Genomic DNA, 24,369 nt, shown 5'->3' on the forward strand with positions numbered 1-24,369 from the left:
CGGTGTCGTCGGGGCGGATGGCGGCGTGGTGCGCCGGGGGCGTGCGCGCCGGGTCTGCTTCTGGTGCGCCCTCCCTGTGGGTGACTGCACCCGTCTAGTTTGGTCCGGAGGGAGGCAGCCATGGCGGGACGCGGGTTGGTGCGCGTGCCGGTGGTTGCCTGGGGGCTCGGGTTGGTCGCCTTCGTCGGTGGAGTGCTGTGGTGGTGGGCCGTGTTGCGGCTGCTGACGGTGCCCGAGCGGGTCGGTCTGGTGGAGGGTGCGGTCGCGGCGGGCGGCTGGGGCTTGAGCCTCTTGCCGGTCCATGTGACGGCCTTCGCCGGGCGTCGTGGCGCGGCCCGGCTGCGGGGCGAGGCGCTCACCGAGGCATGGCGACGGCGTCGTTCGGGCGGGTGACCCGGCCCGTGGTGCCTGGCTGGCGTCGTGGGGTGGGGAGCGCGGTGATCTTGTGGCTGCTCGTGAGGGCGTACTCGGTGACGGATCGTCAACGGTCGTTTCGAGCAGGGGATTTCCTCAGCGGGGCGATGGGCCCGACTGGCAGCCGGGGCACCAGTACGTGACGCGTTCGCCGTCGGGTTCTGCGCCCTGCGCGCTCGGGCGCGCGTCCCGCTGGGCGGCCTTGCGCACGGGGGTGCCGCAGCGCAGGCAGGGCTCGTCGCGGCGGCCGTACACGTACAACAGGGGGCGGGCGCTGCCGGGGACGGTGCGGCGGTCGAAGGTGCGCTTGTTCGCTTCGAGGAGTCGGTGCGCGGTGGCGACGAGCCGCGGGGCGATGCCCTGCGGCAGCTCGCCGACCGGGAGCCAGGGCGTCGCTCTCGCCAGGAACGCCAGCTCGGAGCGGTACACATTGCCGATGCCCGCGAGGTTGCGTTGATCGAGCAGGGCGTCGCCCAACGGGCGGGTGGGGTCGGCGAGCAGGTTCGCCAGCGCCGTCGCCGCGTCCCAGTCGGGGCCCAGCAGGTCCGGCCCGAGATGGCCGACGACCTGCGGCTCGTCGCGGGTGCGCAGGACGTCGAGCACCGGGAGCCGGTAGCCGACGGCGGTGTGGGCGGCGGTGCCGAGGACGGCGCGGATCTGGTGCGCGGGGCCGCCGCGCCAGCTCTCGGCCGCGGCGAACACCCGCCAGGCGCCGTCCATCCGCAGATGGGAGTGGAGCGTGAGGCCGCCGTCGAACCGCATGAGCAGGTGCTTGCCCCGGGCGGCCACCTCCTGGACGGACCGGCCGGTCAGATCCACGGTCGCGAACCGGGGGACGCGCAGGTCGAACCGGGTCAGCACCTGGCCGGCGAGGGCGGTGTGCAGACGGTGCGCGGTCAGCCAGACGGTGTCTCCTTCGGGCATGGCATCCATGATGGGCGACGGACGGGGCGGGGCGCGGCCGCGACGTACGCGTACGCACGGTTCTTCGGCCCGGTGCCTACGGTCCGGCCGCCGGGCAACGGGTCAGGGGCGCAGGCGCAGGCCCCTCGGGGTGGCGTGGAAGCCCGCCGTCTCCAGCGCCCGGGCGTACGGCGAGGTGAGGGCGGACGCGCCGTTCGCCCGCTCGACCGTGACCGTGCCGAGCGCGCCCGCGCGCGCCGCCTCCGCCAGCGCCTGCGCGGCGCTGTGCAGCGCGGGTGACTCGGGGTCGGGCCAGGCCAGGAGCGTCTTCCCGCCGCGCTCCAGGTAGAGCGCGAGGTCGCCGTCGACGAGGACCACGAGGGAGCCCGCCTTGCGGCCGGGTTTGTGGCCGGCGCCGTCCGGCGGATCGGGCCAGGACAGCGCCGCGCCGTACGCGTTCGCCGGGTCGGCGGCGGCCAGGACCACGGCCGGCGGGGCGGTGTGTTCGTCGCCGCGCTCGCGGGCGGTGGCCGCCGCGCGTAGCCGGTCCACCGCGCCGTCCATGGCGAACTGGGCCGCGCCGAGCCCCTCGACGACGTAGCCCCGGCGGGCCTGGCCGCTGTCCTCGAAGGCGGACAGGATGCGGTACGTGGCGGAGAAGCCGCCCTCGACGCCCTCGGCGGCCACCGCGCCGCGGGTCACCACGCCGTGCCGGTCGAGCAGGGTGCGTGCGAGGGCGTGGGCGCGCTGGGTCGGGTTCGCCTCCGGGGGCGGCAGCAGCGACCACCGGCCGCTGACCGTCGGCGGGCCGCCGCGGGACGCGGGGCGGGCCGCGGCGGTGAGCCCGCCGTACCGCCCGCGGGGCACGGTCCTTCGGGCGCGGTGGGCGGTGGAGCCCGCGGTGCGGCCCGAGCCGAGCAGGGAGCGCAGCGGGGCGAGCGTGTCATTGGTCAGCCGCCCGGACCAGGCCAGGTCCCAGATCGCATCGGCCAACTGCGGGTCGGTGGCGTCCGGGTGGGTGGTGGCCCGGACCTGGTCGGCGATCTGGCGGAAGAAGAGGCCGTAGCCGGGGGCGAGGGCGGTGAGGACCGAGTCGTGCAGCGCGGTCGGCTCCAACGGATGGGGCGCGGGCAGCAGCAGCGGCGCCGCGTCGGCGAGGTACAGCGAGACCCAGCCGTCCTTGCCGGGCAGCGAACCGGCGCCCGCCCACACCACCTCGCCGGTGGTGGTCAGCTCGTCCAGCAAGGTGGGCGAGTAGCCCTGGACGCGGGACGGCAGGATCAGCTTCTCCAGCGCGGACGCGGGCACCGCGGCCCCCTGCAACTGCTCGACCGCCCGGGCGAGGCCGTCGATGCCGCGCAGGCCGTGACCGCCGCCCACGTGCTGCCACTGGGGCAGGAACGTGGCCAGCGCCGGCGGCGGCACCGGCTCCAACTCCTGGCGGAGCGCGGCCAGCGAACGCCGCCGCAGCCGCCGCAGCACCGTCGCGTCGCACCACTCCTGCCCGGTCTCCAACTCGGACGCGGGAACGCCTCCGGTGTCGTGCGCCACCAGGTGCGGGCGGAACTCGCCCCGCACCACCCGGCCGCCCGCCGCCAGGCGTTGCAGCGCGCCGTCCGTCACCGCAGCGCCCAGGCCGAAGCGGGCCGCCACCTGAGCGGAGGTGAACGGGCCGTGCGTGCGGGCGAAGCGGGCGAGGAGGTCGCCGAGCGGATCCTTGACGGGCTCGGTGAAGGCTTCCGGGACGCCGACCGGGAGCGCGGTGCCGAGGGCGTCCCGCAACCGTCCCGCGTCCTCGATCGCCGCCCAGTGGTCCGCGCCGGCGATCCGGACGCCGATGGCGCGCCGGGCCGCGGCCAGGGACCGCGGCCACTGCGGGTCCGCGCCGCGCTCGACCAACTCGGCGTCGGTGAGCGGCCCGAGGATGCGCAGCAGATCGGCCACGCCCTCCTCGTCCCGCACCTTGCGGTCGTCCGTGAGCCACTGGAGCTCCTGCTCCAGGGCGACCAGCACCTCCGGGTCCAGCAGCTCGCGCAGCTCGGCCTGCCCCAGCAACTCCGCCAACAGCCGGGAGTCGAGGGAGAGGGCGGCGGCCCGGCGCTCCGCGAGCGGCGAGTCCCCCTCGTAGAGGAACTGGGCCACGTAACCGAAGAGGAGGGAGCGGGCGAAGGGGGACGGCTCGCTGGTGGTGACCTCGACCAGCCGCACCCGGCGCGCTTCGATGTCGCCCATCAGCTCCGTGAGCCCGGGGACGTCGAACACGTCCTGGAGGCACTCCCGGACGGCTTCCAGGACGATCGGGAACGAGCCGAACTCGCTCGCCACCTGGAGCAGTTGCGAAGCGCGCTGGCGCTGCTGCCACAGCGGGGTGCGCTTGCCGGGGCTGCGCCGGGGCAGCAGCAGGGCGCGCGCCGCGCACTCGCGGAACCGGGCGGCGAACAGCGCCGAGCCGCCGACCTGGTCCGTGACGACCTGGCCGATCTCGCCGTGGTCGAAGACGGTGTCGGCGGCGCCCACGGGGGCCTGGTCGCCGTCGAACGCGGCGTCCAGGTGCGTCGGGTCCTGGTCGAGCAGGTCGAGGCCCATCAGATCGGCGTCCGGCAGCCGCAGCACGATGCCGTCGTCGGCGTGCATCACCTGGGCGTCCAGCCCGTAGCGCTCGGCGATGCGGGCGCCCAGCGCCAGGGCCCAGGGCGCGTGCACCTGGGCGCCGAAGGGGGAGTGGATCACCACCCGCCAGTCGCCCAGCTCGTCCCGGAAGCGCTCCACCAGGATCGTCCGGTCGTCGGGGACGTGGCCGCAGGCCCGGCGCTGCTCGTCCAGGTACGCGAGCACGTTCTCCGCGGCGAGGGCGTCCAGACCGGCGGCGAGCAGCCGCAGCCGCCCGTCCTCCGGCGTGAGCGCCCCGACCTCCCGCAGGAACGCCCCCACGGCCCGGCCCAGCTCCAGCGGCCGGCCCAGTTGGTCGCCCTTCCAGAACGGCAGCCTGCCCGGCACCCCGGGTGCGGGGGTGACCAGGACCCGGTCACGGGTGATGTCCTCGATCCGCCAGGACGAGGTGCCCAGCGTGAAGACGTCGCCCACCCGGGACTCGTACACCATCTCCTCGTCGAGTTCGCCGACCCGCCGCCCGCCGCCGCCCTTCTCCGAGGTGCTGCCGGCGAGGAAGACGCCGAACAGGCCGCGGTCGGGGATCGTGCCGCCGGAGGTGACCGCCAGGCGCTGAGCGCCGGGGCGGCCCGTGACCGTCCCCGCGACCCGGTCCCAGACCACGCGCGGACGCAGCTCCGCGAACGCGTCGGACGGATAGCGCCCGGCCAGCATGTCCAGCACGGCCGTGAACGCCGACTCCGGCAGGGACGAGAAGGGCGCCGCCCGCCGCACCAGCGCCAGCAGGTCGTCCACCTGCCAGCTGTCGAGGGCGACGATCGCGACGAGTTGTTGCGCCAGCACGTCCAGCGGGTTCGCCGGGATGCGCAGCGCCTCGATCGCGCCCTCGCGCATCCGCTCGGTGACCACTGCGGCCTGCACCAGATCGCCCCGGTACTTCGGGAAGACGACGCCGCGGGAGACCGCGCCGACCTGGTGGCCCGCGCGCCCCACGCGCTGGAGCCCGGACGCCACCGACGGCGGCGACTCGACCTGGACGACCAGGTCCACCGCGCCCATGTCGATGCCCAGCTCCAGGCTGGAGGTGGCGACCACCGCCGGCAGCCGGCCGGCCTTCAGGTCCTCCTCCACGAGCGCCCGCTGCTCCTTGGAGACCGAGCCGTGGTGCGCCCGGGCCAGCAAGGGCGGCGCACCGCGGGCGGCCCCCGACTGGGCCATGACCTCCGCGGGCGGGGCGCCCTCGGCCAGCGGCTCGCCCACGGCCCGCTCGTACGCGATCTCGTTCAGGCGGTTGCACAGGCGCTCCGCGAGACGGCGGGAGTTCGCGAAGACGATCGTCGAGCGGTGGGCCTCGACGAGGTCGGCGATCCGCTCCTCCACGTGCGGCCAGATCGAGGGGCGGTCGCCACCGGGCGCCCCGGGCGCGTCGGTCGCGGGGGAGCCGCCCAACTCGCCCAGGTCCTCCACCGGGACGACCACCGACAGGTCGAACTCCTTGCCCGACGGCGGCTGGACGATCTCCACCTTGCGCTGCGGGGACAGATAGCGGGCCACCTCGTCCACCGGCCGCACGGTCGCGGACAGCCCGATGCGCCGGGCCGGCCGCGGCAGCAGCTCGTCCAGCCGCTCCAGCGAGAGCGCCAGGTGCGCGCCGCGCTTGGTGCCGGCGACGGCGTGCACCTCGTCGACGATGACCGTCTCCACGCCCGCGAGGGCGTCGCGCGCGGCGGAGGTCAGCATCAGGAACAGGGACTCGGGCGTCGTGATGAGGATGTCCGGCGGGCGGGTGGCCAGGGCCCGGCGCTCGGCCGCCGGGGTGTCGCCCGAGCGGATCGCGACCCGCGCCTCGGGCTCCGGCAGCCCGAGGCGCACCGACTCCTGCCGGATGCCCGTCAGCGGGCTGCGCAGATTGCGCTCCACGTCGACCGCGAGGGCCTTGAGCGGGGACACGTACAGCACCCGGCAGCGCGACCGGGGATCCGCCGGCGCCGGTGCGGACGCCAGCCGGTCCAGCGCCGCGAGGAAGGCGGCCAGCGTCTTCCCGGAGCCCGTGGGCGCCACCACGAGGACGTCGGACCCCTCGGCGATCGCCCGCCACGCGCCCTCCTGCGCGGCCGTGGGCGCACTGAAGGCCCCTGCGAACCATCCCCGGGTCGCGGGAGAGAACGAGTCGAGCGCATTGCCGGCCATGCACCCCATCGTGCACCGCACCACTGACAATCGGCCCCCGCCGCCCCCGCCGCCCCTCGCACCCGCAGGTCAGCGCCGCAGCGGCGGGCGCACAATGGGGGCATGAGCGGGTCGGCGGGGCAGGAGTGGGCGAGGCACTGGCGGTACGAGGCGCTGCCCGGCCTCGACCTGCTGCACGCCCAGTACGTCAGCCACACCTTCCCCCGCCACAGCCACGAGGGCTACCTCCTCGCCACCGTCCTGCGCGGCGTGGAGGACATGCGGGTGCAGGGCGGCGGACTCCACGTCCTGCCCGGCTCCGTGATGACCCTGAACCCCGAGGAACGGCACGCCGCCCGCTCCGGGCACCCCGACGGCTGGGCCTACGTCGCCCTCTATCCGCAGCTCGACACCGTCCGGCAGATCGCCGACGAGATCGGCACCCTGCGCGGCACCCCCGGGTTCTCCGGTCCCGTCGCCGATGACCCGTACGCGGCCCGACTGCTGTGGCGGACGTACGAGGCGGCCGACGGCGGCAACGCCCTGGCCGCCGACATCCTGCTGCGGTCCGCCGTCACCCGCCTGCTGACCCGCAACGGCACCCCGCTGCCGGCCCGTGCGCCCAAGGCCGCCGGGCGGCGCGCGGCCGCCCTGGCCCGGGCGCTGCTGGAGGCGCAGATGACCGAGCCGCCGTCCCTGGAGCTGCTGGCGCGGGAGGTGGGGGCGAGCCCGTACGCGCTGCTGCGGGCCTTCAAGGCCGAGTACGGCATGCCGCCGCACACCTGGCTGACGGACGCGCGCGTGCGCCGGGCCCAGCTCCTCCTGGCGCAGGGGCACCCGCCGGCGCAGGTCGCGTCCGACGTGGGCTTCACCGACCAGCCGCACCTGAACCGACACTTCACCCGCATCGTGGGCGTGCCCCCGGGGGCGTACCGCAAGGAGCGGGCGGGCCCGCTCTGAGCCGCCCCGCGGACCTGGAGCGCAATAACGTACAAGACGACCGGCGGGCCTCGGCCGTACCGTCCCAGGCATGGCAGAGACGACAGCACCACCGGACAGCGGCCCGCCCGAGCCCACCACGCGCCCCCACGACACCGAGGCCCCGGCCAAGCCCGACTCGGCGGTCGTACGGGACGCGCTCGGCGTCGGCGTGGCCGTCGGGCTGTCCGGCTTCGCCTTCGGCGTCACGGCGGCCGGCTCCGGCCTCACCGTTCTCCAAACGTGCGCCCTGAGCCTGCTCGTCTTCACCGGTGCATCGCAGTTCGCGCTGGTCGGAGCGTTGGCAGCGGGCGGCAACCCCTTCACGGCGGCGGCCGGCGCCTTCTTCCTCGGGGTGCGGAACGCCTTCTACGGGCTGCGGCTGTCCCAGCTCCTCGCGCTGCCCCGCGCCGTGCGCCCGTTCGCCGCGCACTGGGTGATCGACGAGACCACGGCGGTCGCGCTCGCCCAGCCGACGCGACGGGCCGTCCGGCTCGGCTTCACCGTGACCGGTCTGACGCTGTACGTCCTGTGGAACGTGACCACCCTCCTCGGCGCGCTCGGCGCCGAAGCCATCGGCGACACCGACGCCTGGGGGCTCGACGCCGCCGGGCCGGCCGTCTTCCTGGCGCTGCTGGCCCCCATGCTGCGGACGTCGACCGAGCGCGTGGTGGCCGGGCTCGCGGTGCTGCTCATGCTCGGGCTGCTGCCCGTGCTGCCGGCCGGGGTGCCCGTGCTCGTCGCGGCCCTCGCGGCGCCCGCCGTGCTGTGGTTCAAGGGCCGCGGTGGCGGTCCTGCTGAGCAGGCGCAGCAGGACCCGGAGGGGGACGCCCGATGACCATCTGGATCGCGATAGCCGTGACGGCCGTCGGTTGCTACGTCGTCAAACTGGCCGGCCTCCTGGTGCCGGCGAACGCCCTGGAGCGCCCCCTCGTGCAACGGCTGGCAGCGCTCCTGCCCGTCGCCCTGCTGGCCGCGCTCACCGCCCAGCAGACCTTCAGCACGGCCGGCTCCCTGGTGCTCGACGCCCGGGCCGCCGGGGTGGCCGCGGCAGCCGTCGCCCTGGTCCTGCGGGCGCCCTTCCTGCTGGTCGTCGCCGCTGCCGTGCTGGTCACCGCCGGTGTACGGGCGATGGGCGGCTGACGAGGGAGCGCCCTCACCGGCGGCCGGAGACGTCCCGTCCGTACGCCCGCAGGGTCCGCAGCGCCTCGATCGTCACGATCGGCCGGGCCTCCAGCGCGGTGCCCGGCGCCCACTGCCGCCAGGTGATCGGCCAGCCGCCGTCCTCGCGCTGCTCGCCCGCCAGGTGGTCCAGGCTCCGGGCCATCTCCTCGTCGGTGAACCAGTGGCGGGCCAGCGACTGCGGCGTGCGGGCGTAGTCGTACGCGTAGTGGTGCTCGCCCGGGGCGTATCCGGCGGCGACCGGCTGACCGTCGGCCGAGGCCGGGTCGAGCACCACCAACCGCTGCTCCCGCACCAGGCGCCCCAACCGGTCGGCGGCCGTGCGCGCCCGGGGCCGGTCCGGGACGCCGTCGAGGAAGGCGACCGCCGCCTCGACCTCGTACGGATGGGACCGCTCCAGCGCATCGACGGCGGCCCAACAGAAGTCGGTGGCCCGGAACAGCCAGGCGTGCCACACCTCGTTGCGGTGCAGCAGCCCCACCACCGGGCCCGTCGTCAGCAGCGAACCCGGGGGGTCGTCGACGACGGGCACGAACGGCGCGGCCGGATAGCCGCGCTGGGAGGGGTGGATCGCGGGCAGTGCGCCCTCCGGCGTCGACACCCCGGTGAGGTAGCGGCACAGCCGCTCCGCGCGCAGCCCCCCGCAGCGGCCGATGGAATCGAGGACGCGCAGGGCGTGCGCGGTGTGCAGGGGCTGGCTGACCGGACCGCGCAGGTCCGGTTCGAGGGCGTGGCCGTAGCCCCCGTCCTCGTTGAGGTACGGCGACAGGGCGGCTTCGACGGCGTCCGCGCCGCCGCCGAGGAAGAGGTGGGCGAAGCGCCGCTGCTCCAGGACGCGGGCGGTGAGCCAGACGAAGTGCTCCGCACGGGCCAGGGGCGACGGCGGCGGGGGCGCAGGAGCCGTTCCGGTGTCAGCCATGTCCCGACCGTAGAGCGCCCGGTCCGCCCCGAGCACGGCAGACGACCGGCGCACCCCCGGGGGCGGGATACTGGCGTCATGCGGTTGACGATTTTCTGGGAGCGGATGGCGGACCACTTCGGGGCGGGGTACGCCGACTCCTTCGCACGGGACCACGTGATGGCCGAACTCGGCGGGCGGACGGTGCACGAGGCGCTGGAGGCGGGCTGGGAGGCCAAGGCCGTGTGGCGCGCGGTCTGCGTCGCGGTGGACGTCCCCGCCGACAAGCGGTGACGCCGCGGCCCGGCCGTGACGCCGCGGATCGCGGGGACCTGACGCCGGGCCGGGTCCTCGATCACGCCGAACGTACGCGACACTGACCCGGTGGCCCCGAAGAGCGACAAGCATGACGAGAACGAGCCCGACGCAGATCGGGCCCCGCACGGACGCGACCGACGCGACGGGCACGACGGCCGTGCCGCCGTACCCGCGCAGGGCGCGACCCACGGCCCGGCCGGCGGCGGCACCGCGACGCGCACGGCCGACGGCCGTGCGGCGCCCGGCTCCCACGCACCGCACGAACACACCCCGTCCGAAGGCGTGACCCCGCCGAACGAGCCGCCGCCCGCCGCGGCGGGCGGTGCGCTCGGCCCGGTGCGCATGCCCCGCTGGCTGCCCCGAGCGATCTTGCTCGCGCTGGCGCTCTACGCGTGCTTCCAGCTCGGCAGCTGGGCCTTCCACCAGCTCATCGGATTGCTGACGAACATCCTGATCGCCTTCTTCCTGGCGCTGGCCATAGAGCCCGCCGTGGGGCGGATGGCCTCGCGCGGCATGCGGCGGGGAGTCGCCACCTTCCTGGTCTTCTTCGGGATCCTGGTCGCGACGGTCGGCTTCGTCGTCCTCCTGGGGTCGATGCTGGCCGACCAGATCGTGACGATGGTCGACGACTTCCCCAAGTACCTCGACTCGGTGATCAACTGGATCAACCACACCTTCAAGACCGAGCTGTCCCGGGTGGAGGTCCAGGACAGCGTGCTCCGCTCGGACTGGCTGCAGAGCTACGTCCAGAACAGCGCGACCGGGGTGCTGGACGTCTCCGCCACCGTGCTGGGCGGGCTGTTCCGGCTGCTGACGATCTTCCTCTTCTCGTTCTACTTCGCCGCGGACGGCCCCCGACTGCGGCGCGCGCTGTGCTCCGTGCTGCCTCCCGCCAAGCAGACGGAGGTGCTGCGGGCCTGGGAGATCGCGGTCGACAAGACCGGCGGCTACCTCTACTCGCGCGGTCTGATGGCGCTGATCTCCGGCGTGGCGCACTTCGTCCTGCTGGAGATCCTGGGCGTGCCCTACGCGCCGGCGCTGGCCGTCTGGGTCGGCCTGGTGTCGCAGTTCATCCCGACGATCGGCACCTACCTGGCGGGCGCCCTGCCGATGCTGATCGCCTTCACCGTCGACCCCTGGTACGCGGTGTGGGTGCTCGGTTTCGTCGTGGTGTACCAGCAGTTCGAGAACTACGTCCTGCAGCCCAAGCTCACCTCCAAGACCGTCGACATCCACCCGGCCGTGGCCTTCGGCTCGGTCATCGCCGGCACGGCCCTGATGGGGGCGGTGGGCGCGCTCATCGCGATCCCGGCCGTCGCCACGCTCCAGGCGTTCCTGGGGGCGTACGTGCGGCGGTACGCCGTGACCGACGACCCCCGGGTGCAGGGCCACCGGAGGCACGGCGGACAGCAATTGCTCAAGCGGATCAAGCGAGTGCCGGGGATGCGGCGCGCCCAGCCGCAGCCGGACGAAGGGGCCTGAGCCGGCTCGTCAGGACCGTCCGAGGCGGGGTGGACGACGGGTCGCCGTCAGCCACCCCGCCCTCGGCTACGAGGCCACGGCCACGGCCCCGGCCCCGGCCGCGGTCACAAACGGTCGCGTATCTGCTCGGCCTGCCGCCGCAGCTCCTCGGCCTCCGAGCCCTCCTGGTGCGACAGCTCTGCGATCAGGGCCGTGATCCGCGCCCCGGCCTCCGCCGCGCGCCCCAACTCCTGCTCCGTCCACGAGGCGCGCACCAGGGACTGGAAGCGGTCCCGCAGCGCGGCCGCGCCGAACTCGGCGAAGACTTCCGCCGCCTCCAGCACCAGCCGCAGCGCCCGCTCCCGTACGGCCCGACGCTCCTGAAGGCCGGGGCCGGAGCCGGGGCCGTCGTCCGAGCCGTCGTCGTCGGCCTCTTCGTAGCCGTACAGCTCCTCTTCAAGAAGCCGGGCCGACTGCTGGCAGGTCTGCGCCCACTCGTAGCGGCACTGGGGGTCGTCGATGTCGCGGAGCACCGCGAACGCCTCGTCCATCAGCGCCTGCGCGCCCGCGTACGCCGCGGCGGCACGAGCAGGGGCCCGGTCGTCGCCCTCCTCCTCGTCGTGGTCGACGTCCTCCACCGCCAGCCACGCCAGGGAGCGCAGCACCCGCACCTCGGCGACCGGATGCCCGCCGGCGCGTCGCCACAGTTCCAGGGTCTGCCGGTACGCCGACCGGGCCTCGGTGCTCAGGTGCGCGGCCGAGAGCGCGTCCGCCGCCGAATTGGCGAGCGACGCCTGCGCGCGGACGTCCTCCCAGCCCTTGGCGATCTCCGCGCCCATCAGGAACTGCTCGGCCGCGGCCTTCGGGTCGTTCAGTTCGTGGAGCAGCCGGCCCAACAACTGGCGCGCCTGGACGACCTCGTCCTCGCCGTGCTCCGCGACGAGGTCGGGCAGCGCCGAGTGCAGCACCTCCACCGCCTCGACGGTGCGGCCCGCCTCCGCGTACGCCCGGGCCAGCAGCGTGCGCGCGCGGGCGCCGGACGTCGCGGCCAGCCCTGCCTGGTCCAGCCAATGAGTGGCCTCAAGGGCGTGCTCCGCCGCCTCTTCGGCCCCGTCGCCGCGCTCCAGCAGGACGTCCGCCAAGGTCAGCCGCACCGACGACTGCTCCTCCGGGTCGACCAGCTCAAGGGAGTGGCCGAGGGCGGCGCGGGCGCTGGCTTCGGCCGCCTCCAGATCGCCCATCGCGGCCAGCACGCTGGCGCGCATCGACAGCGGCCGGCAGGCGGCCCAGGGGCGGCCACCGGCGATCTGGTGACCCGCCGCCGAGGCGAGCAGGGGCTCCGCCGTCCGCAGGTCCCCAGCGGACAGCAGGGCCTGGGCGAGGTCCGACTCGGCCTGGCCGAGGACGTCCACCGTGCCCTGCGGCAGCTCGGTGTCGGCGCGGGCGGCGATGAAGCTCCGGAGCGCGGTCACCAGGCCGGTGTCCAGCTCCTGGTCCCCCGGGGCCTCTTGGGCCGGCCGCTGGGGCTCCTGCGCTTCTTCTGCTGCGGCCCGGTGCTCCTTGGCCGTCAAGAACGCCTCGATCCGCAGCGACGTCAGCTCGGCGAGCGCGGTGCGGCGCGGGCGCACCGGATCCGTCGCGGGCAGCTCGCCGGCGGACCGCACGGCCGCGGCGAGCAGCGCGCGGACCTCATCGGCCGGCGCGCCGAGTCCGGTCGCGCTGCTGGCCGCCGCCAGGTCCACGAAGGCCGCCCGGCTCTCCCGGCCGGCCGCCCGATGGGCCTCGGCGGCCCGGACGAACATCGCCGTCGACTCCGCATCCCCGGCGTCCAGCGCCGCCATCGCCCGGTGCTCCAGGACGTCCGCGGCCAGCGCCGGGTCCGGCGTCAGCCCGGGCTCCGCCTCGATGCGGCGCACCACTTCGGCCCACAGGGCGTGGGCCGAGGGGCGGCCCTCCGCCCGGGCGGCCCGCGCCCGCTCGACCGACTCGTCGAAGGCGTCCGCGCCGTTCGACGGCACGGTCGGGGCGGCTCCGGTCACCGGGGCGCCCACCGACGCGGTGATCGCCGCACTGCGCACCCCGAGGGGCAGCGCGTCCAGCAGCGGCTGCTGCGCGATCCGGTCGGCCAGCCGCTGCGACACCAGTGCGGTGCCGTTGCGCGCGTCGAAGCGGGCGGTGATCGCCGCGGCGTCCGCCTCCAGCAGCTCGTACAGCTCCCCGACGGTACGGACCGCCCCCCGGTACGGGACCGCGGCCCGGTCCGCGAGCCCCAGCTCGCGCAGCCGCCGCAGCAGGACGAGGATGCCGCCGGTGAACTCCAACTGGGACTCGACGTCCCCGAGCGGGCCGAGGTGCGCGGAGTGCTCGGCCAGGACCTCCAGGCCCCGGGACTCGTTCCCCGTCAGGGCGCAGAACTCGATGTGCTCGCCGATCGAGCGCAACAGGCTCTCGTTGCCGCGGGCCATGCGGTAGCCGCGCAGGTGGTGGGCGCGCGCCTCGCCGGAGCGGCCGAGGCGGACCAGGGGCAGCAGGGAGTGGGCGAGCACCCGGTGCGGCTCCTCCATGCAGGACAGCCCGCCGGTCAGCACGGGCTCCCAGATCCGCACCGCTTCGGCGTCCTCGCCCCGGCGCGAGCGGTACCACCCCTGGGTGTTCAGCTCGCAGGCGTGGCAGTCGCTCATCTCGTCCCGCTCGGCGGCCGTCCAGCCGGCCACCGCACGCTCCATCCGGTCCGCGTCCCCGGTCGCGTCGGCCAAGTAGAACTCGGCCTGCCGCACCGCGCGCTCGCTGTAGCCGGCCAGCCGGTAGCGCCGCTCCATGTCCGCCAGCCAGCGGTCCACGGACGCCAGCGGGATGTCGGGGGACTCGACGATCCCGCCGGCCACCCACTTGAACCGCCAGTACAGGCTGCGGACCTCGTGGGCGGCGAAGGAGGACGGGTCGCGGTCGTACTCCTGGAGCAGCCGGGCGAAGGGCACCACCATCTTGGTGCGCTCCGAGCTGTACTCGTACGCGTCGACCAGACCCTGGAGGGACTGGCGGAACAGGTCGGCCTCTCCGGTCGCCTCGGCGGCGGCCGACAGGAACTCGGCCCGGGTGACCCGCGCCGAGCCGTGGGGCGCGCCCGCGTTCTCGAAGAGGCCCTGGCGGACCTCCTGCGGGGACATCGGGGGCATGGATGCGGTCACGGCTGGTCCTCCTGGGGGGTGGCGCCCTGGGCGGCGGAGTGGGTCGCCCATTCCAAGAGCCCGAGGAAGGCCCGGTTGAGCAGGGTGGTGTCGGCGGGGCGCAGGGGCCGCTGCGACATCAGCAGCGCCTGGCCGTACAGCGATTCGACCGCGGTGGCGGTCAGCTCCGGGTCGGGGAGCGCGGCGATCCTGCGGATCAGCGGATTGTTGTGGTTCAGCACCAGCCGGGCCCGGGGCGCCGTGTTGCGCAGCGAGCCGAGGATGTCGCTCCACAGCGAGTCGGCGTTCTCCTGGGCGGTGGCACGGTCCCGCTCGTGGCGGGCCTGGCGGTCGTCGAGGAAGAGCGCGGGCATCGTCACGGGCTGGAAGGCGCGCAGCACCACGTCGCAGCCGTGCGGGTCCAGTCGGGTGCGGGCGGTGGCGAGGAAGGCGGCGAGGGCCAGCTCGGCGGAGGTGGCGACCGGGTCCAGGCGCTCGGTGACGGCGCCGGCGTCCAGCTCGGTGACCTTCACGGCGGGGCGGACCGCCGGCAGCAGGGCGAGCAGGTCGGCGTCGTAGGTGTATCCGGCGTTGACCACGCCCAGGCCGTGCGCGGCGGCGATCGGGGCGATCTGGCGGAACTCCTCGACGGTCCTGGTGAAGTGGACCTCACCGTGCGCCGCGGCGAACCCGTCCAGGCTCAGCTGGCCGTCGCTGGTCTCGAACGGCAGCCAGGGCAACATCAGCTCGAACAGCTCTGCGTCGTGCCGCGCCAGGGACTTCACCCCGAGGTGGTGCACGCTCAGGAAGGCGGCCAGCCGCTGCGGGTCGCTCGCCGCCAGCTCGGCCAGCCACTGCCGGACGGCACCGCCGAGGGCCTCGCGCACGGCGGCGAGCGTCTCGTCGTCGTACAGGTTCTCCCGGGAGGCGGTGGGGCGGAGGGTGTCCGTGTCCACGACGGCGCGGACGAAGAAGGCCCACTCCGGCAGCAGGTTGTCCGCGCGGTCGGTCAGCAGCATGCCCTTGAGGTACGTGCGGTGGCCGGCCCGGTGCGCCGGGCTGGTGGGCTCCGGCAGCACGTAGGCGACGCCGCGCACCCCGGCCACCGGGAGGTCGAGGTCGATGGTGTCCAGCGGGGTGAAGCCGAACAGCTTCGCGCAGTGCCCGCTGAGGGCGACCCGGCGGGCCGCGGGGGAGGGGTGCTCGCGGTCCCAGACGGCGGGCCGGTCGGTGATCGGGCGCTCCGGGCCGCCGTCCGCGCTGAAGACGATGTCGTACGGCAGCAGGGAGCCGAAGTCGCGGGCCAACTCCTCGACCCGGTCCGGGCGCGTCCACTCCTCGGAGCCGGGGCGCGGCTCCAGGTGCACCGTCGTGCCGGGCTCGGGCCGGGCCGCGTCGGGCAGGATCCGCACGGTGTACGAGCCGTCGTCGGACGCCAGCCACTCCACCGGGGCGGCGTCGGGCGTCCGTGCGGAGCGGGTGACGACGCGGATCTGGCGGGCCACGACGAAGCAGGCGAGCAGGCCGATGCCGAACTGGCCGAGGAACTCCCGGCGGGCCGACTCCAGGCCGTGTTCGCCGCCGCGCTTGGAGCTGCGGCCGATGGTGGCGAGGAGGGTGTGGACCTCCTCTGCCGTGAGCCCGATGCCGCTGTCCTCGATGGAGACGCGCCCCGCCGCGCTGGCGAGTCGGATGCGGACCCGGGCTTCCGGGTGCAGCGCCTGCCGCGCGGTGACCGCGTCCACTGCGTTCTGGAGCAGCTCGCGGACGTACACCCGGGGGCTGGAGTACAAGTGGTGGGAGAGCAGGTCGACCAGGCCGCGTAGATCGACCTGGAAGCTGTTCGCCTCGGGCGGAGTCGCCTCCGCTGCACCGGCGGACGTCATGGCACATCACCTCGCGCTACATACGTGTGGGTAGGAGCGATCGCGAGGTCCCCCCTCACAGATCACGAACGTGGAAGGCAGCGTAGTAGTGCGCGCCGACGTTCTCCGCCGCAACGGCCGGTATGACCGGGGCCGGCCGGCTCGGGGGCGGTGGCCGGGCGGGACGCGCGGTGGAGCGCCGCGCGTCAGATGCCGTACTGGTGCCGCAGCCGCTGGAAGGCGGTGGGGGCGGGCCGCTCGGGGAGGAACCGTGCGATGCGGCGGGCGCGGTCGAGCGGGGTCGCCGTGCTCGTGCCGCAGCTCGACGTGCCGTTCAGGAAGACGATCAGCCCGTCCGCGTCGTGGTCGTCCTGCTCGGTTCCCGGGCGTCCCCGCATCGTGTGCCCGCTCCCGCTCGTTCGATCGTTCGCTCGTTCACGACCCGGCCCGCCGTTCGAGCCGGGCCGTCCGCCACGGTCACTCGACCGGCGGCGCGCCGGGCGGGATGCTTGACACTAAAATCGAACATCCATTCTTATGGGGGCTCCGGCGCCGCGCTTCACCGGAGAGTTGTCCACAGGCGGGACGGGCGTCGGGGCCCGTTGTCAGTGGCAGGGGTTAGCGTCTTTGACGTGAAGCGATCGACACAAGCAAATCGGGTGGAACCCATGGCAGGAACCGACCGCGAGAAGGCGCTCGACGCCGCGCTCGCACAGATTGAACGACAATTCGGCAAGGGCGCAGTGATGCGCCTGGGCGAGCGGCCGAACGAGCCCATCGAGGTCATCCCCACCGGATCGACCGCGCTCGACGTCGCGCTGGGCGTCGGCGGACTGCCGCGCGGCCGCGTCGTCGAGGTGTACGGACCAGAGTCCTCCGGTAAGACGACCCTCACGCTGCACGCGGTGGCCAATGCCCAGAAGGCCGGCGGCGCCGTCGCCTTCGTGGACGCCGAGCACGCCCTCGACCCGGAGTACGCGAAGAAGCTGGGCGTCGACATCGACTCCCTCATCCTCTCCCAGCCGGACAACGGCGAGCAGGCCCTCGAAATCGTCGACATGCTGGTCCGCTCCGGCGCGCTCGACCTGATCGTTATCGACTCCGTCGCGGCCCTCGTGCCGAAGGCGGAGATCGAGGGCGAGATGGGCGACTCGCACGTGGGCCTCCAGGCGCGGCTGATGAGCCAGGCGCTGCGGAAGATCACCAGCGCGCTGAACCAGTCGAAGACGACCGCGATCTTCATCAACCAGCTCCGCGAGAAGATCGGCGTCATGTTCGGCTCCCCGGAGACCACGACCGGTGGCCGGGCCCTGAAGTTCTACGCCTCCGTGCGGCTCGACATCCGCCGCATCGAGACCCTGAAGGACGGCACGGACGCGGTCGGCAACCGCACCCGCGTCAAGGTCGTGAAGAACAAGGTCGCGCCGCCCTTCAAGCAGGCCGAGTTCGACATCCTGTACGGCCAGGGCATCAGCCGCGAGGGCGGCCTGATCGACATGGGCGTGGAGCACGGCTTCGTGCGCAAGGCCGGTGCTTGGTACACCTACGAGGGTGACCAGCTCGGCCAGGGCAAGGAGAACGCGCGCAACTTCCTCAAGGACAACCCCGACCTGGCGAACGAGATCGAGAAGAAGATCAAGCAGAAGCTGGGCGTGGGCGTCCATCCGGAGACCGCTGCCGGCGAGACGGGCGGCGACGCGGCGGGCGCGGCGGCGGCCCCGGCCGCTGACGCGAAGTCGGTGCCCGCTCCCGCCACCAAGGCCAAGACGGCCAAGGCGGCGGCGACCAAGGGCTGAGCGTGACCCGGCGCACCGAATGGCCGGGCGACGGCACCGACTCGTCGAGGGCCGAGAAGGAGCTGTCGCCCCAGGACCCGGCTGAGCGGGCGCGGGCGATCTGCCTGCGCCTGCTCACCGGGACGCCGCGCACCCGCAAGCAGTTGGCGGACGCGCTCCACAAGAGGGAGATCCCTCCGGAGGTCGCCGAAGAGGTGCTCGCGCGCTTCGAGGACGTGGGGCTGATCAATGACACCGCGTTCGCCCAGGCGTGGGTCGAGTCGCGGCACCACAGCCGGGGGCTCGCCCGTCGCGCCCTCGCCCGCGAGCTGCGGACGAAGGGGGTGGCCTCGGCCCTCGTCGACGAGGCGGTGGGCCAGCTCGACGCGGAGCGCGAGGAGGAGACCGCCCGTGCGCTGGTCGCCCGCAAGCTGCGGGCCACCCGCGGGCTCGACCGCGACCGGCGCATCCGGAGGCTGGCCGGCATGCTGGCCCGCAAGGGGTACGGCGAGGGGCTGGCGCTCAGGGTCGTACGGCAGGCCCTGGAAGAGGAGGGCGAGCAGGACCTCGACGATCTGTCGGAGCCGTGGTGAGCGGCCACGGCAACCACTGCGGCCGCTGAGCAACGACGGCCGCTGAAGACACGACGGCCGCCGACCGGCCTCCACCGCCTTCCGCGCCGGGGCGGGGAAGGCAGCGGAGGCCGAGGGACGCGGGTGGCGTCATCCCTCCGGGGAGGGCACCCCGGCGTTCGGGGCGGAATCCACCGCGGTGGAGGGGGCGGCTCCGGCCGTGACGGGAAGGCCCGCCGCCCGCCACGCCTGGAAGCCGCCGATCAGATCCGTCGCCCGGTGCAGACCGAGCTGTTGCAGGGAGAGGGCCGCGAGGGAGGAGGCGTACCCCTCGTTGCAGATCACCACCACCCGCAGGTCGTGACTGACGGCCTCGGGCGCGCGGTGGCTGCCCTGCGGATCGAGGCGCCACTCCAGCTCGTTGCGCTCCACGACCAGGGCGCCGGGGATCAGGCCGTCCCGGTCGCGCAGGGCCGCGTAGCGGGTGTCCACCAGGAGGGCGCCCGCCGCTGCTTCGTCGAAGGCGCGCCGGGCGTCCACCCGGTCGAGCTGCACGCGGACGCGCTCCAGGAGTTCGTCTATGCCGACGGCCCCTGCGGGCACGGGCTTGGGAAGTGTGGTCACTGCCAGTCCTCCGGACGTTCGACCTGCTCCAACCGGAGCACGGGGCCGGTGCGGCTGAACCGTCGGATCAGCGGCAGCGGCGGATGGTACGCATGGACAGAGACGGCGTGCTCGGACGATTCGTTGAGCACCTCGTGGACGTGGTGCCGACCGAACCCCCGGCTCTGACCGGAGGTCAGCCGTCGCTCGCGGTCCAGCCCTTCGCTCAGTTCGAGGGTCTTCCACCCGCGGGCCGGCAGCCGTGCGGCCAACGAGTGCTCCGTCAGCTCGCCCACCGCGGTGGCGAACGCCCCGACGGACTCGGCGTGGTCGTGCCAGCCGGTGCCCGTGCCGGGCGGCCAGCCGATGATCCACGCCTCGCTGCCGCCCGGACCGTCCAGGCGGACCCAGGTGCGGCCCTGTGGATCGAGCGGGAGCGAGGCGATCAACTCGGCGTCGGCCGCCGCGGCCCGTACGAAGTCGAGCAGCTCGGCGGGGGTGGGTGCGGCGGTGGAAGTCGCGGTGTCGGAGGCGGTCGTTGACGCCGCGGCGGTGGCCCGGGGCGTGGAGTGCGGGGTCGATGAGGACACGGAGTACCGTCCTGGGAGTTCGCTGAAGGGCGCGCAGGGGTGCGGCGCAGCGACCCGCGGGGCGCGCGGATGACGAGGGGACCCCCGTGCCCGTCAGGCGCGGGGGAGCGAAGTCAGCAGGACGGTCGACACAGGCAGCCCGCGTACCGGAGGAAGTCCATGTGGACCCTCCGCCACAGGCGCACGTCGGTGCCGGTCATGTTCGCGAGTAGACCACGGTGCTCACCGGAGGGTCAATTGACGTCCGCGGTGCGGTCGCCGGCCGTCGTCGGCGCCGGCGCACCGCCGCGGGCCGCGTCCGCCGCCGCGTACAACTCCGCGGGCCGCACCCCCGCGAAGGCCGCGACCAGGTGGCCGTCCGGGCGGACCAGCAGCACCGCGTGCGCCGAAGCGCCCGGGTACTCCTCCGTCACCAGCAGCTCGGCCCGTACGGGCAGCGCGGAGACCGCCGCCGCGAGCCGCGGCATCACCCCGGCGCTCTGCCAGTGCCTGCGGTCCCACACGCCCGTGCCGGGAGCGACCAACAGGACCAGCAACTGCCCCTGGTCCAGCCTGTCCCGCAGCCGTGCACTCGTCCCGTCGGGGGTGGTGACCCGTACGTCCTCCACCACGGCTCCGGTCTCCGTGCCGACGGGGACGTGAGCGGGGGAGTGCTCCGGCGCGAGCGGGGAGTGCAGGTAGACCGGGAGCGCGCCGAGCGGGCCCTGCCCCAGGTGCGCGTCGGTGAGCAGCGCGTCCTGCCCGCGCGCCGCACCGGGCAGATAGGCGCGCAGCGGGCTGGTGCCGCGCAGGGCCGGCAGGGCGTGGTCGGCGGCGCGCAGCCGGGCGGCGACCGCGGCCCTGCGCTCGGCTTGGTAGCTGTCCAGCAGGGCGGGCGAACCGCCGTGGTGCCAGGTGTGCGCCAGCTTCCACGCCAGGTTTTCCGCGTCCCGCAGCCCTTCGTCGAGGCCCTGGGTGCCGAGCGCGCCCACCAGGTGGGCCGCGTCGCCCGCCAGGAACGCCCGGTCCACCCGCCAGCGGCGCGCCAGCCGGTGGTGCACGGTGTACACGCCGGTGTCGAGCAGGTCGTACGGCGGGGTGCTGCCGTCGCACCAGCCCGCGAGGGTGTCGCGCACCCGGGTCACCAGCGCGTCGGGGGTGACCAGTTCGCCGTCCGACGGCAGCAGCCAGTCCAGCCGCCAGGCGTCGTCCGGCAGCGGCCGGGCCGTGATCTCGTTGCCGCTGCCGCGCCACGGCGGCTGACGGTGCAGCACCGCCTCGTCGGGCCAGGGCAGTTCCGTGCGCAGGGTGGCGACGGCGTGGCGTTCCACCGCGGTGCGCCCGGGGAAGCGGACGCCGAGCAGCTTGCGCACGGTCGACCGGGCGCCGTCGCAGCCCACCACGTGACTGCCGCGCCACCAGGTGCCCTTGGGACCGCGGGTGTGCACCGTGACGCCGTCGGCGTCCTGCTCAAGCGCGTCGACCCGGCTCTCGCCGACGAGTTCCACCGACTCCTCGGCGGTGGCGGCGGCCCGCAATCCGCGGGTGAGGGCGTGTTGGGGCACGTGCAGCGGTGAAGGGAGCGTCTCGGCGCCGAGCGGCAGTCGGCGCAGCTCCTGCTTCCGACGCATCGTGCGCCAGCCGGTCCACCGGGCGCCCTCGTCGCGTACGGTCGCACAGCCCAGCCGCTCCACCAGGGCCGCCGTGTCGGGGCGCAGGACCGCGGTGCGCGCGGGGCGCGGGTCGTCGCCGCCGCTGCCCTCGTCGAGCACGACGGTCGACACGCCCTGGTGGGCGAGTGCCAGGGCGAGCGCCAGTCCGACCGGACCCGCACCGACGACGATCACCGGGTCCACGACGCGGCTCCTCGGGCTCGCAGGGGCGTGCGGACGGTCGTAGTCGTCGTAGTCGTCGTAGGGGGAGGTGCGGTGGAGCCCCGGTGCGCGATCACAGAACGTATGCAACCGATTGGGGGTGCCCGCGTCAAGTGACCCCCGAGCGGCATGGCGGACACTGGTCCGCACGGGGGTGGCGGGGCCTCTGAGCTCGGGAAAGCGCGATGCGGGGGAGGGGAGTGCGATGTCGAGGGAGCGTCGGGGCCCGCTGGGGCGAACGGTGGTAGGTGCCACGGGTGTCAGCCGGTGGGGCCGATGGTGCAGCACCGAACGGTGCGCCGGAGCCGATGCACCGGGGGCCGACGCACCGGGAGGCGGTGGCGCCGCCGCGCCACCGCCTCCCGGATGCCCGGCCCTTCTGGGGCCGTGGACCATGGATGAACCGCTCCCGCGTCAGGGCTTCGCGTCGACGACGCCGCCCGCCTCCAACTCCTCCCGGTTCACCACCGCGCCGGTGCCCTTCTTCCCCCGGCGTATCCGCGACTCCAGCCAGCTCGCGAAGGAGGTCAGCAGGAAGTTGAGGAGGATGAACAGCACGGAGATGACCGTCAGCGTGGCGATGGTGTTGGCGCCGTAGTTCGCCGTGATCGCCCGGTTCTGGTACAGCAGTTCGGTGAAGCCGAGCAGCGCGCCACCGAGGGCGGTGTCCTTCACGATCACCACGAGCTGGCTGACCAGCGCGGGCAGCATCGCCGTGACCGCCTGCGGCAGCAGGACGAAGGTCATCGTCTGGCCCTTGCGCATGCCGATCGCCTTGGCCGCGTCCGACTGCCCGTTCGGCAGCGAGAGGATGCCGGCACGCACGATCTCGGCGATGACGGACGCGTTGTAGAGCACCAGGCCGGTGACCACCGCGTACAGCGGCCGGATGTCCGACTCGATGTTGGAGAACTCCACGAACGCCTGGTAGGCGAAGAGCATCAGCAGCAGCACCGGCATGGCGCGGAAGAACTCGACCACGGCGGAGACGGGCACCCGCACCCAGGCGTGGTCGGAGAGCCGGCCGATGCCGAGCGCGGCGCCGAGGGGCAGGGCGATCACCACGGAGATGCCCGCGGCCTTCACCGTCTCCCAGAGTCCGGGCAGCAGGAAGGTCGTCCAGACCTTGGAGTCGTTGACGAACGGACTCCACTTCTCCGACGTCAACTGCTCCTTGTCGGCCATGGTGCTGAGGACCCACCAGGCCACCAGGGCCAACACCGCCAGGAAGACGACGGTGTAGAGGACGTTGCGGCCCTTCGCCTTCGGGCCGGGCTCGTCGTACAGGACGGACGTCATCGCTTCACCGCCACGCGCTTGGCGACCCAGCCCAGCAGCAGACCGGTGGGCAGGGTCAGGACGAGGAACCCGAACGCGAAGACCGCGAAGACCGCGATCAGTGCGTCGGACTCGTTCTCGATCATCGTCTTCATCAGGGCCGACGCCTCGGCGACGCCGATCGCCGAGGCCACGGTGGTGTTCTTGGTGAGGGCGATCAGCACGTTCGCCAGCGGGGTGACGACCGCGCGGAACGCCTGGGGCAGCACGATCAAGGTCAGCACCTGGAAGAAGCCGAGCCCCAGTGCCCGGGCGGCCTCCGCCTGTCCGACGGGCACGGTGTTGATGCCGGAGCGCAGCGCCTCGCACACGAAGGTGCCGGTGTACGCGACCAGGCCCAGCACGGCCATCCGGAAGCCGATGTCCTTGAAGTTGTCGGCGCCGAGGTTGACGCCCATCGTCTGGCTCAGCCCCAGCGAGCAGATGATGAGGACGACCGTCAGCGGGGTGTTGCGGATGACGTTGACGTAGCCGGTGCCGAAGGCCCGCATCAGGGGGACGGGGCCGACCCGCATGCCGGCCAGCAGGGTTCCCCAGATCAGGGAACCTATTGCCGAGTAGACGGCGAGTTTCGCCGTCACCCAGAACGCGTCGAGCAGGTCGTACTGCCCGGAATCGAGGAAGTCGAACACGTTGACCCGCGATCTCTCCTGGTCGGAACGTTCGGAAGGAGGGGATCAGGGCCGCCGGCCGGGGTGGGCCGGCGGCACGTCACCGCTGGCTCAGCTGAGCTTGCCGATCTCCGGCGCGGGCTCGCTCTTGTAGCCCGCCGGGCCGAAGTTGGCGTCGACGAACTTCTTCCAGGAGCCGTCCGACTTCATCTTCTCCAGGGCCTTGTTGATCTTGTCCTGGAGGTCCTTGTCGCCCTTCTTGATGCCGATGCCGTAGTTCTCGTTGCTCAGCTTCAGACCGACGAGCTTGAACTTGCCCTGGTGCTCCTTCTGGGCGGCGTAGCCGGCCAGGATGGAGTCGTCCGTGGTGAGCGCGACGACGGACTTGTTCTCCAGACCGGTCAGGCACTCGGAGTAGCCGCCGACCGGGATGAGGTCGGCCTTGGGGGCGATCTCCTTCTGGATGTTCTGCGCCGAGGTGGAGCCGGTGACCGAGCAGAGCTTCTTGTCGTTGAGGTCCTCGGCCTTGGTGATCGAGGTGTCGTCGGCGCGGACCAGCAGGTCCTGGTGGGCCAGCAGGTACGGGCCGGCGAAGTCGACCTTCTCCTTGCGCTGGTCGGTGATCGAGTAGCTCGCGGCGATGAACTTCACGTCACCGTTGGCGAGCATCGTCTCCCGCTGGGCGCTCGGGGTCTGCTTCCACTCGATGTCCTTGGCGTCGTAGCCCAGTTCCTTGGCGACGTACGTGGCGACGTCGACGTCGAAGCCGGTGTACTTGCCGTCCTGGGTCTTCAGGCCGATGCCGGGCTGGTCGAACTTGATCCCGATCTTGATCTTGCCGCCGCCGCTGCCCGAGTCGTCGCTGCTGCCGCACGCGGTCGCGGCCAGCGAGAGGGCAACGACCGTGGCGACGGCCGCGGATACCTTGCGGAGCTTCATGGTGAACATCCCTTGCGTCGTGGTTCGCCGATCGTCGAGCCGATGCGTCGGCCGGCACGGAGGTTCGGCACGGAAGGCCGGTACGGTCCGGCGCCGGGTTGTAGATGTCGGCCGACGGGTCCA

Annotated in this window: 21 protein-coding genes; 8 read left to right on the top strand and 13 right to left on the bottom strand. The window is 73.8% G+C overall.

The window, feature by feature from the left end; translation table 11 throughout:
* Positions 1-120 precede the first annotated feature (120 nt).
* On the top strand, positions 121-393 hold the full coding sequence (locus ACH4E8_RS18125) for a hypothetical protein (RefSeq protein ID WP_398449261.1): 273 nt from the start codon (positions 121-123) through the stop codon (positions 391-393).
* A gap of 117 nt (positions 394-510) precedes the next feature.
* Here the strand turns inward: ACH4E8_RS18125 and ACH4E8_RS18130 are convergent, their stop codons facing one another.
* A complete protein-coding gene (locus ACH4E8_RS18130; RefSeq protein WP_398449263.1) occupies positions 511-1,338 on the bottom strand; it encodes a DNA-formamidopyrimidine glycosylase family protein in 828 nt (275 codons plus the stop codon).
* A gap of 102 nt (positions 1,339-1,440) precedes the next feature.
* A complete protein-coding gene (locus ACH4E8_RS18135; protein WP_398449265.1) occupies positions 1,441-6,117 on the bottom strand; it encodes an ATP-dependent helicase in 4,677 nt (1,558 codons plus the stop codon).
* Positions 6,118-6,219: 102 nt separating this feature from the next.
* Between ACH4E8_RS18135 and ACH4E8_RS18140 the strand changes: the two genes are divergently transcribed.
* From ACH4E8_RS18140 to ACH4E8_RS18150, 3 genes are all read left to right on the top strand, one after another.
* Positions 6,220-7,056, top strand: coding sequence for an AraC family transcriptional regulator (locus tag ACH4E8_RS18140; protein WP_398449267.1), 837 nt, complete (start codon positions 6,220-6,222; stop codon positions 7,054-7,056).
* A gap of 70 nt (positions 7,057-7,126) precedes the next feature.
* Positions 7,127-7,912 (top strand): AzlC family ABC transporter permease, encoded by a 786-nt coding sequence (locus ACH4E8_RS18145; protein ID WP_398449269.1) that lies wholly within the window; start codon positions 7,127-7,129, stop codon positions 7,910-7,912.
* Positions 7,909-8,217, top strand: a complete 309-nt coding sequence (locus ACH4E8_RS18150) for an AzlD domain-containing protein (protein WP_398449271.1) — start codon at positions 7,909-7,911, stop codon at positions 8,215-8,217. Before ACH4E8_RS18145 ends, ACH4E8_RS18150 begins: the two co-directional genes overlap by 4 nt.
* Before the next feature lie 13 nt (positions 8,218-8,230).
* Here the strand turns inward: ACH4E8_RS18150 and ACH4E8_RS18155 are convergent, their stop codons facing one another.
* The gene (locus ACH4E8_RS18155; protein ID WP_398449273.1) at positions 8,231-9,175 is read right to left on the bottom strand and encodes a hypothetical protein; all 945 of its coding nucleotides are present in this window, start codon (positions 9,173-9,175) and stop codon (positions 8,231-8,233) included.
* Between the two features lie 78 nt (positions 9,176-9,253).
* Between ACH4E8_RS18155 and ACH4E8_RS18160 the strand changes: the two genes are divergently transcribed.
* Both ACH4E8_RS18160 and ACH4E8_RS18165 read left to right on the top strand, forming a co-directional pair.
* Entirely contained in the window at positions 9,254-9,448 is a 195-nt protein-coding gene (locus ACH4E8_RS18160; protein ID WP_398449275.1) for a DUF3046 domain-containing protein, read from the top strand.
* Positions 9,449-9,814: 366 nt separating this feature from the next.
* Entirely contained in the window at positions 9,815-10,954 is a 1,140-nt protein-coding gene (locus tag ACH4E8_RS18165) for an AI-2E family transporter (protein WP_398449744.1), read from the top strand.
* 104 nt (positions 10,955-11,058) lie between these two features.
* Here the strand turns inward: ACH4E8_RS18165 and ACH4E8_RS18170 are convergent, their stop codons facing one another.
* The 3 genes from ACH4E8_RS18170 to ACH4E8_RS18180 form a co-directional block, all read right to left on the bottom strand.
* Positions 11,059-14,121 (bottom strand): tetratricopeptide repeat protein, encoded by a 3,063-nt coding sequence (locus ACH4E8_RS18170; RefSeq protein ID WP_398449277.1) that lies wholly within the window; start codon positions 14,119-14,121, stop codon positions 11,059-11,061.
* The gene (locus ACH4E8_RS18175; RefSeq protein ID WP_398449278.1) at positions 14,118-15,986 is read right to left on the bottom strand and encodes an HSP90 family protein; all 1,869 of its coding nucleotides are present in this window, start codon (positions 15,984-15,986) and stop codon (positions 14,118-14,120) included. Before ACH4E8_RS18175 ends, ACH4E8_RS18170 begins: the two co-directional genes overlap by 4 nt.
* 185 nt (positions 15,987-16,171) lie before the next feature.
* Positions 16,172-16,363 carry a hypothetical protein gene (locus ACH4E8_RS18180; RefSeq protein ID WP_398449280.1) on the bottom strand — a complete coding sequence of 64 codons (192 nt, stop codon included), beginning with the start codon at positions 16,361-16,363 and terminating at the stop codon, positions 16,172-16,174.
* A 270-nt stretch (positions 16,364-16,633) separates the two neighbouring features.
* Between ACH4E8_RS18180 and recA the strand changes: the two genes are divergently transcribed.
* Positions 16,634-17,761, top strand: a complete 1,128-nt coding sequence (gene recA / locus ACH4E8_RS18185; protein WP_398449282.1) for a recombinase RecA — start codon at positions 16,634-16,636, stop codon at positions 17,759-17,761.
* Between the two features lie 2 nt (positions 17,762-17,763).
* A complete protein-coding gene (recX, locus tag ACH4E8_RS18190) occupies positions 17,764-18,333 on the top strand; it encodes a recombination regulator RecX (RefSeq protein WP_398449284.1) in 570 nt (189 codons plus the stop codon).
* Between the two features lie 129 nt (positions 18,334-18,462).
* Here the strand turns inward: recX and ACH4E8_RS18195 are convergent, their stop codons facing one another.
* From ACH4E8_RS18195 to ACH4E8_RS18225, 7 genes are all read right to left on the bottom strand, one after another.
* On the bottom strand, positions 18,463-18,936 hold the full coding sequence (locus tag ACH4E8_RS18195; RefSeq protein WP_398449286.1) for a rhodanese-like domain-containing protein: 474 nt from the start codon (positions 18,934-18,936) through the stop codon (positions 18,463-18,465).
* Entirely contained in the window at positions 18,933-19,403 is a 471-nt protein-coding gene (locus ACH4E8_RS18200) for a cysteine dioxygenase (RefSeq protein ID WP_398449746.1), read from the bottom strand. Before ACH4E8_RS18200 ends, ACH4E8_RS18195 begins: the two co-directional genes overlap by 4 nt.
* A 215-nt stretch (positions 19,404-19,618) precedes the next feature.
* Positions 19,619-19,705, bottom strand: coding sequence for a putative leader peptide (locus ACH4E8_RS18205; protein WP_361543929.1), 87 nt, complete (start codon positions 19,703-19,705; stop codon positions 19,619-19,621).
* Between the two features lie 33 nt (positions 19,706-19,738).
* Entirely contained in the window at positions 19,739-21,340 is a 1,602-nt protein-coding gene (locus ACH4E8_RS18210; protein WP_398449288.1) for an FAD-dependent monooxygenase, read from the bottom strand.
* A 432-nt stretch (positions 21,341-21,772) separates the two neighbouring features.
* Positions 21,773-22,657, bottom strand: a complete 885-nt coding sequence (locus ACH4E8_RS18215; protein ID WP_398449290.1) for an amino acid ABC transporter permease — start codon at positions 22,655-22,657, stop codon at positions 21,773-21,775.
* Positions 22,654-23,328 carry an amino acid ABC transporter permease gene (locus tag ACH4E8_RS18220; RefSeq protein ID WP_398449292.1) on the bottom strand — a complete coding sequence of 225 codons (675 nt, stop codon included), beginning with the start codon at positions 23,326-23,328 and terminating at the stop codon, positions 22,654-22,656. Before ACH4E8_RS18220 ends, ACH4E8_RS18215 begins: the two co-directional genes overlap by 4 nt.
* Before the next feature lie 90 nt (positions 23,329-23,418).
* Positions 23,419-24,246, bottom strand: a complete 828-nt coding sequence (locus ACH4E8_RS18225) for a glutamate ABC transporter substrate-binding protein (protein ID WP_398449294.1) — start codon at positions 24,244-24,246, stop codon at positions 23,419-23,421.
* Positions 24,247-24,369 lie beyond the last annotated feature (123 nt).

It is taken from the genome of Streptomyces sp. NPDC017979, from assembly GCF_044328175.1.
Taxonomy (GTDB): Bacteria; Actinomycetota; Actinomycetes; order Streptomycetales; family Streptomycetaceae; genus Streptomyces.

Excerpts from the sequence above, each read along its gene's own strand:
- ACH4E8_RS18125 (WP_398449261.1), top strand. The coding sequence starts at position 121 with ATGGCGGGACGCGGGTTGGTGCGCGTGCCGGTGGTTGCCTGGGGGCTC.
- ACH4E8_RS18130 (WP_398449263.1), bottom strand. The coding sequence starts at position 1,338 with ATGCCCGAAGGAGACACCGTCTGGCTGACCGCGCACCGTCTGCACACC.
- ACH4E8_RS18135 (WP_398449265.1), bottom strand. The coding sequence starts at position 6,117 with ATGGCCGGCAATGCGCTCGACTCGTTCTCTCCCGCGACCCGGGGATGG.
- ACH4E8_RS18140 (WP_398449267.1), top strand. The coding sequence starts at position 6,220 with ATGAGCGGGTCGGCGGGGCAGGAGTGGGCGAGGCACTGGCGGTACGAG.
- ACH4E8_RS18145 (WP_398449269.1), top strand. The coding sequence starts at position 7,127 with ATGGCAGAGACGACAGCACCACCGGACAGCGGCCCGCCCGAGCCCACC.
- ACH4E8_RS18150 (WP_398449271.1), top strand. The coding sequence starts at position 7,909 with ATGACCATCTGGATCGCGATAGCCGTGACGGCCGTCGGTTGCTACGTC.
- ACH4E8_RS18155 (WP_398449273.1), bottom strand. The coding sequence starts at position 9,175 with ATGGCTGACACCGGAACGGCTCCTGCGCCCCCGCCGCCGTCGCCCCTG.
- ACH4E8_RS18160 (WP_398449275.1), top strand. The coding sequence starts at position 9,254 with ATGCGGTTGACGATTTTCTGGGAGCGGATGGCGGACCACTTCGGGGCG.
- ACH4E8_RS18165 (WP_398449744.1), top strand. The coding sequence starts at position 9,815 with ATGCCCCGCTGGCTGCCCCGAGCGATCTTGCTCGCGCTGGCGCTCTAC.
- ACH4E8_RS18175 (WP_398449278.1), bottom strand. The coding sequence starts at position 15,986 with ATGACGTCCGCCGGTGCAGCGGAGGCGACTCCGCCCGAGGCGAACAGC.
- ACH4E8_RS18180 (WP_398449280.1), bottom strand. The coding sequence starts at position 16,363 with ATGCGGGGACGCCCGGGAACCGAGCAGGACGACCACGACGCGGACGGG.
- recA (WP_398449282.1), top strand. The coding sequence starts at position 16,634 with ATGGCAGGAACCGACCGCGAGAAGGCGCTCGACGCCGCGCTCGCACAG.
- ACH4E8_RS18205 (WP_361543929.1), bottom strand. The coding sequence starts at position 19,705 with ATGACCGGCACCGACGTGCGCCTGTGGCGGAGGGTCCACATGGACTTC.
- ACH4E8_RS18215 (WP_398449290.1), bottom strand. The coding sequence starts at position 22,657 with ATGACGTCCGTCCTGTACGACGAGCCCGGCCCGAAGGCGAAGGGCCGC.
- ACH4E8_RS18225 (WP_398449294.1), bottom strand. The coding sequence starts at position 24,246 with ATGAAGCTCCGCAAGGTATCCGCGGCCGTCGCCACGGTCGTTGCCCTC.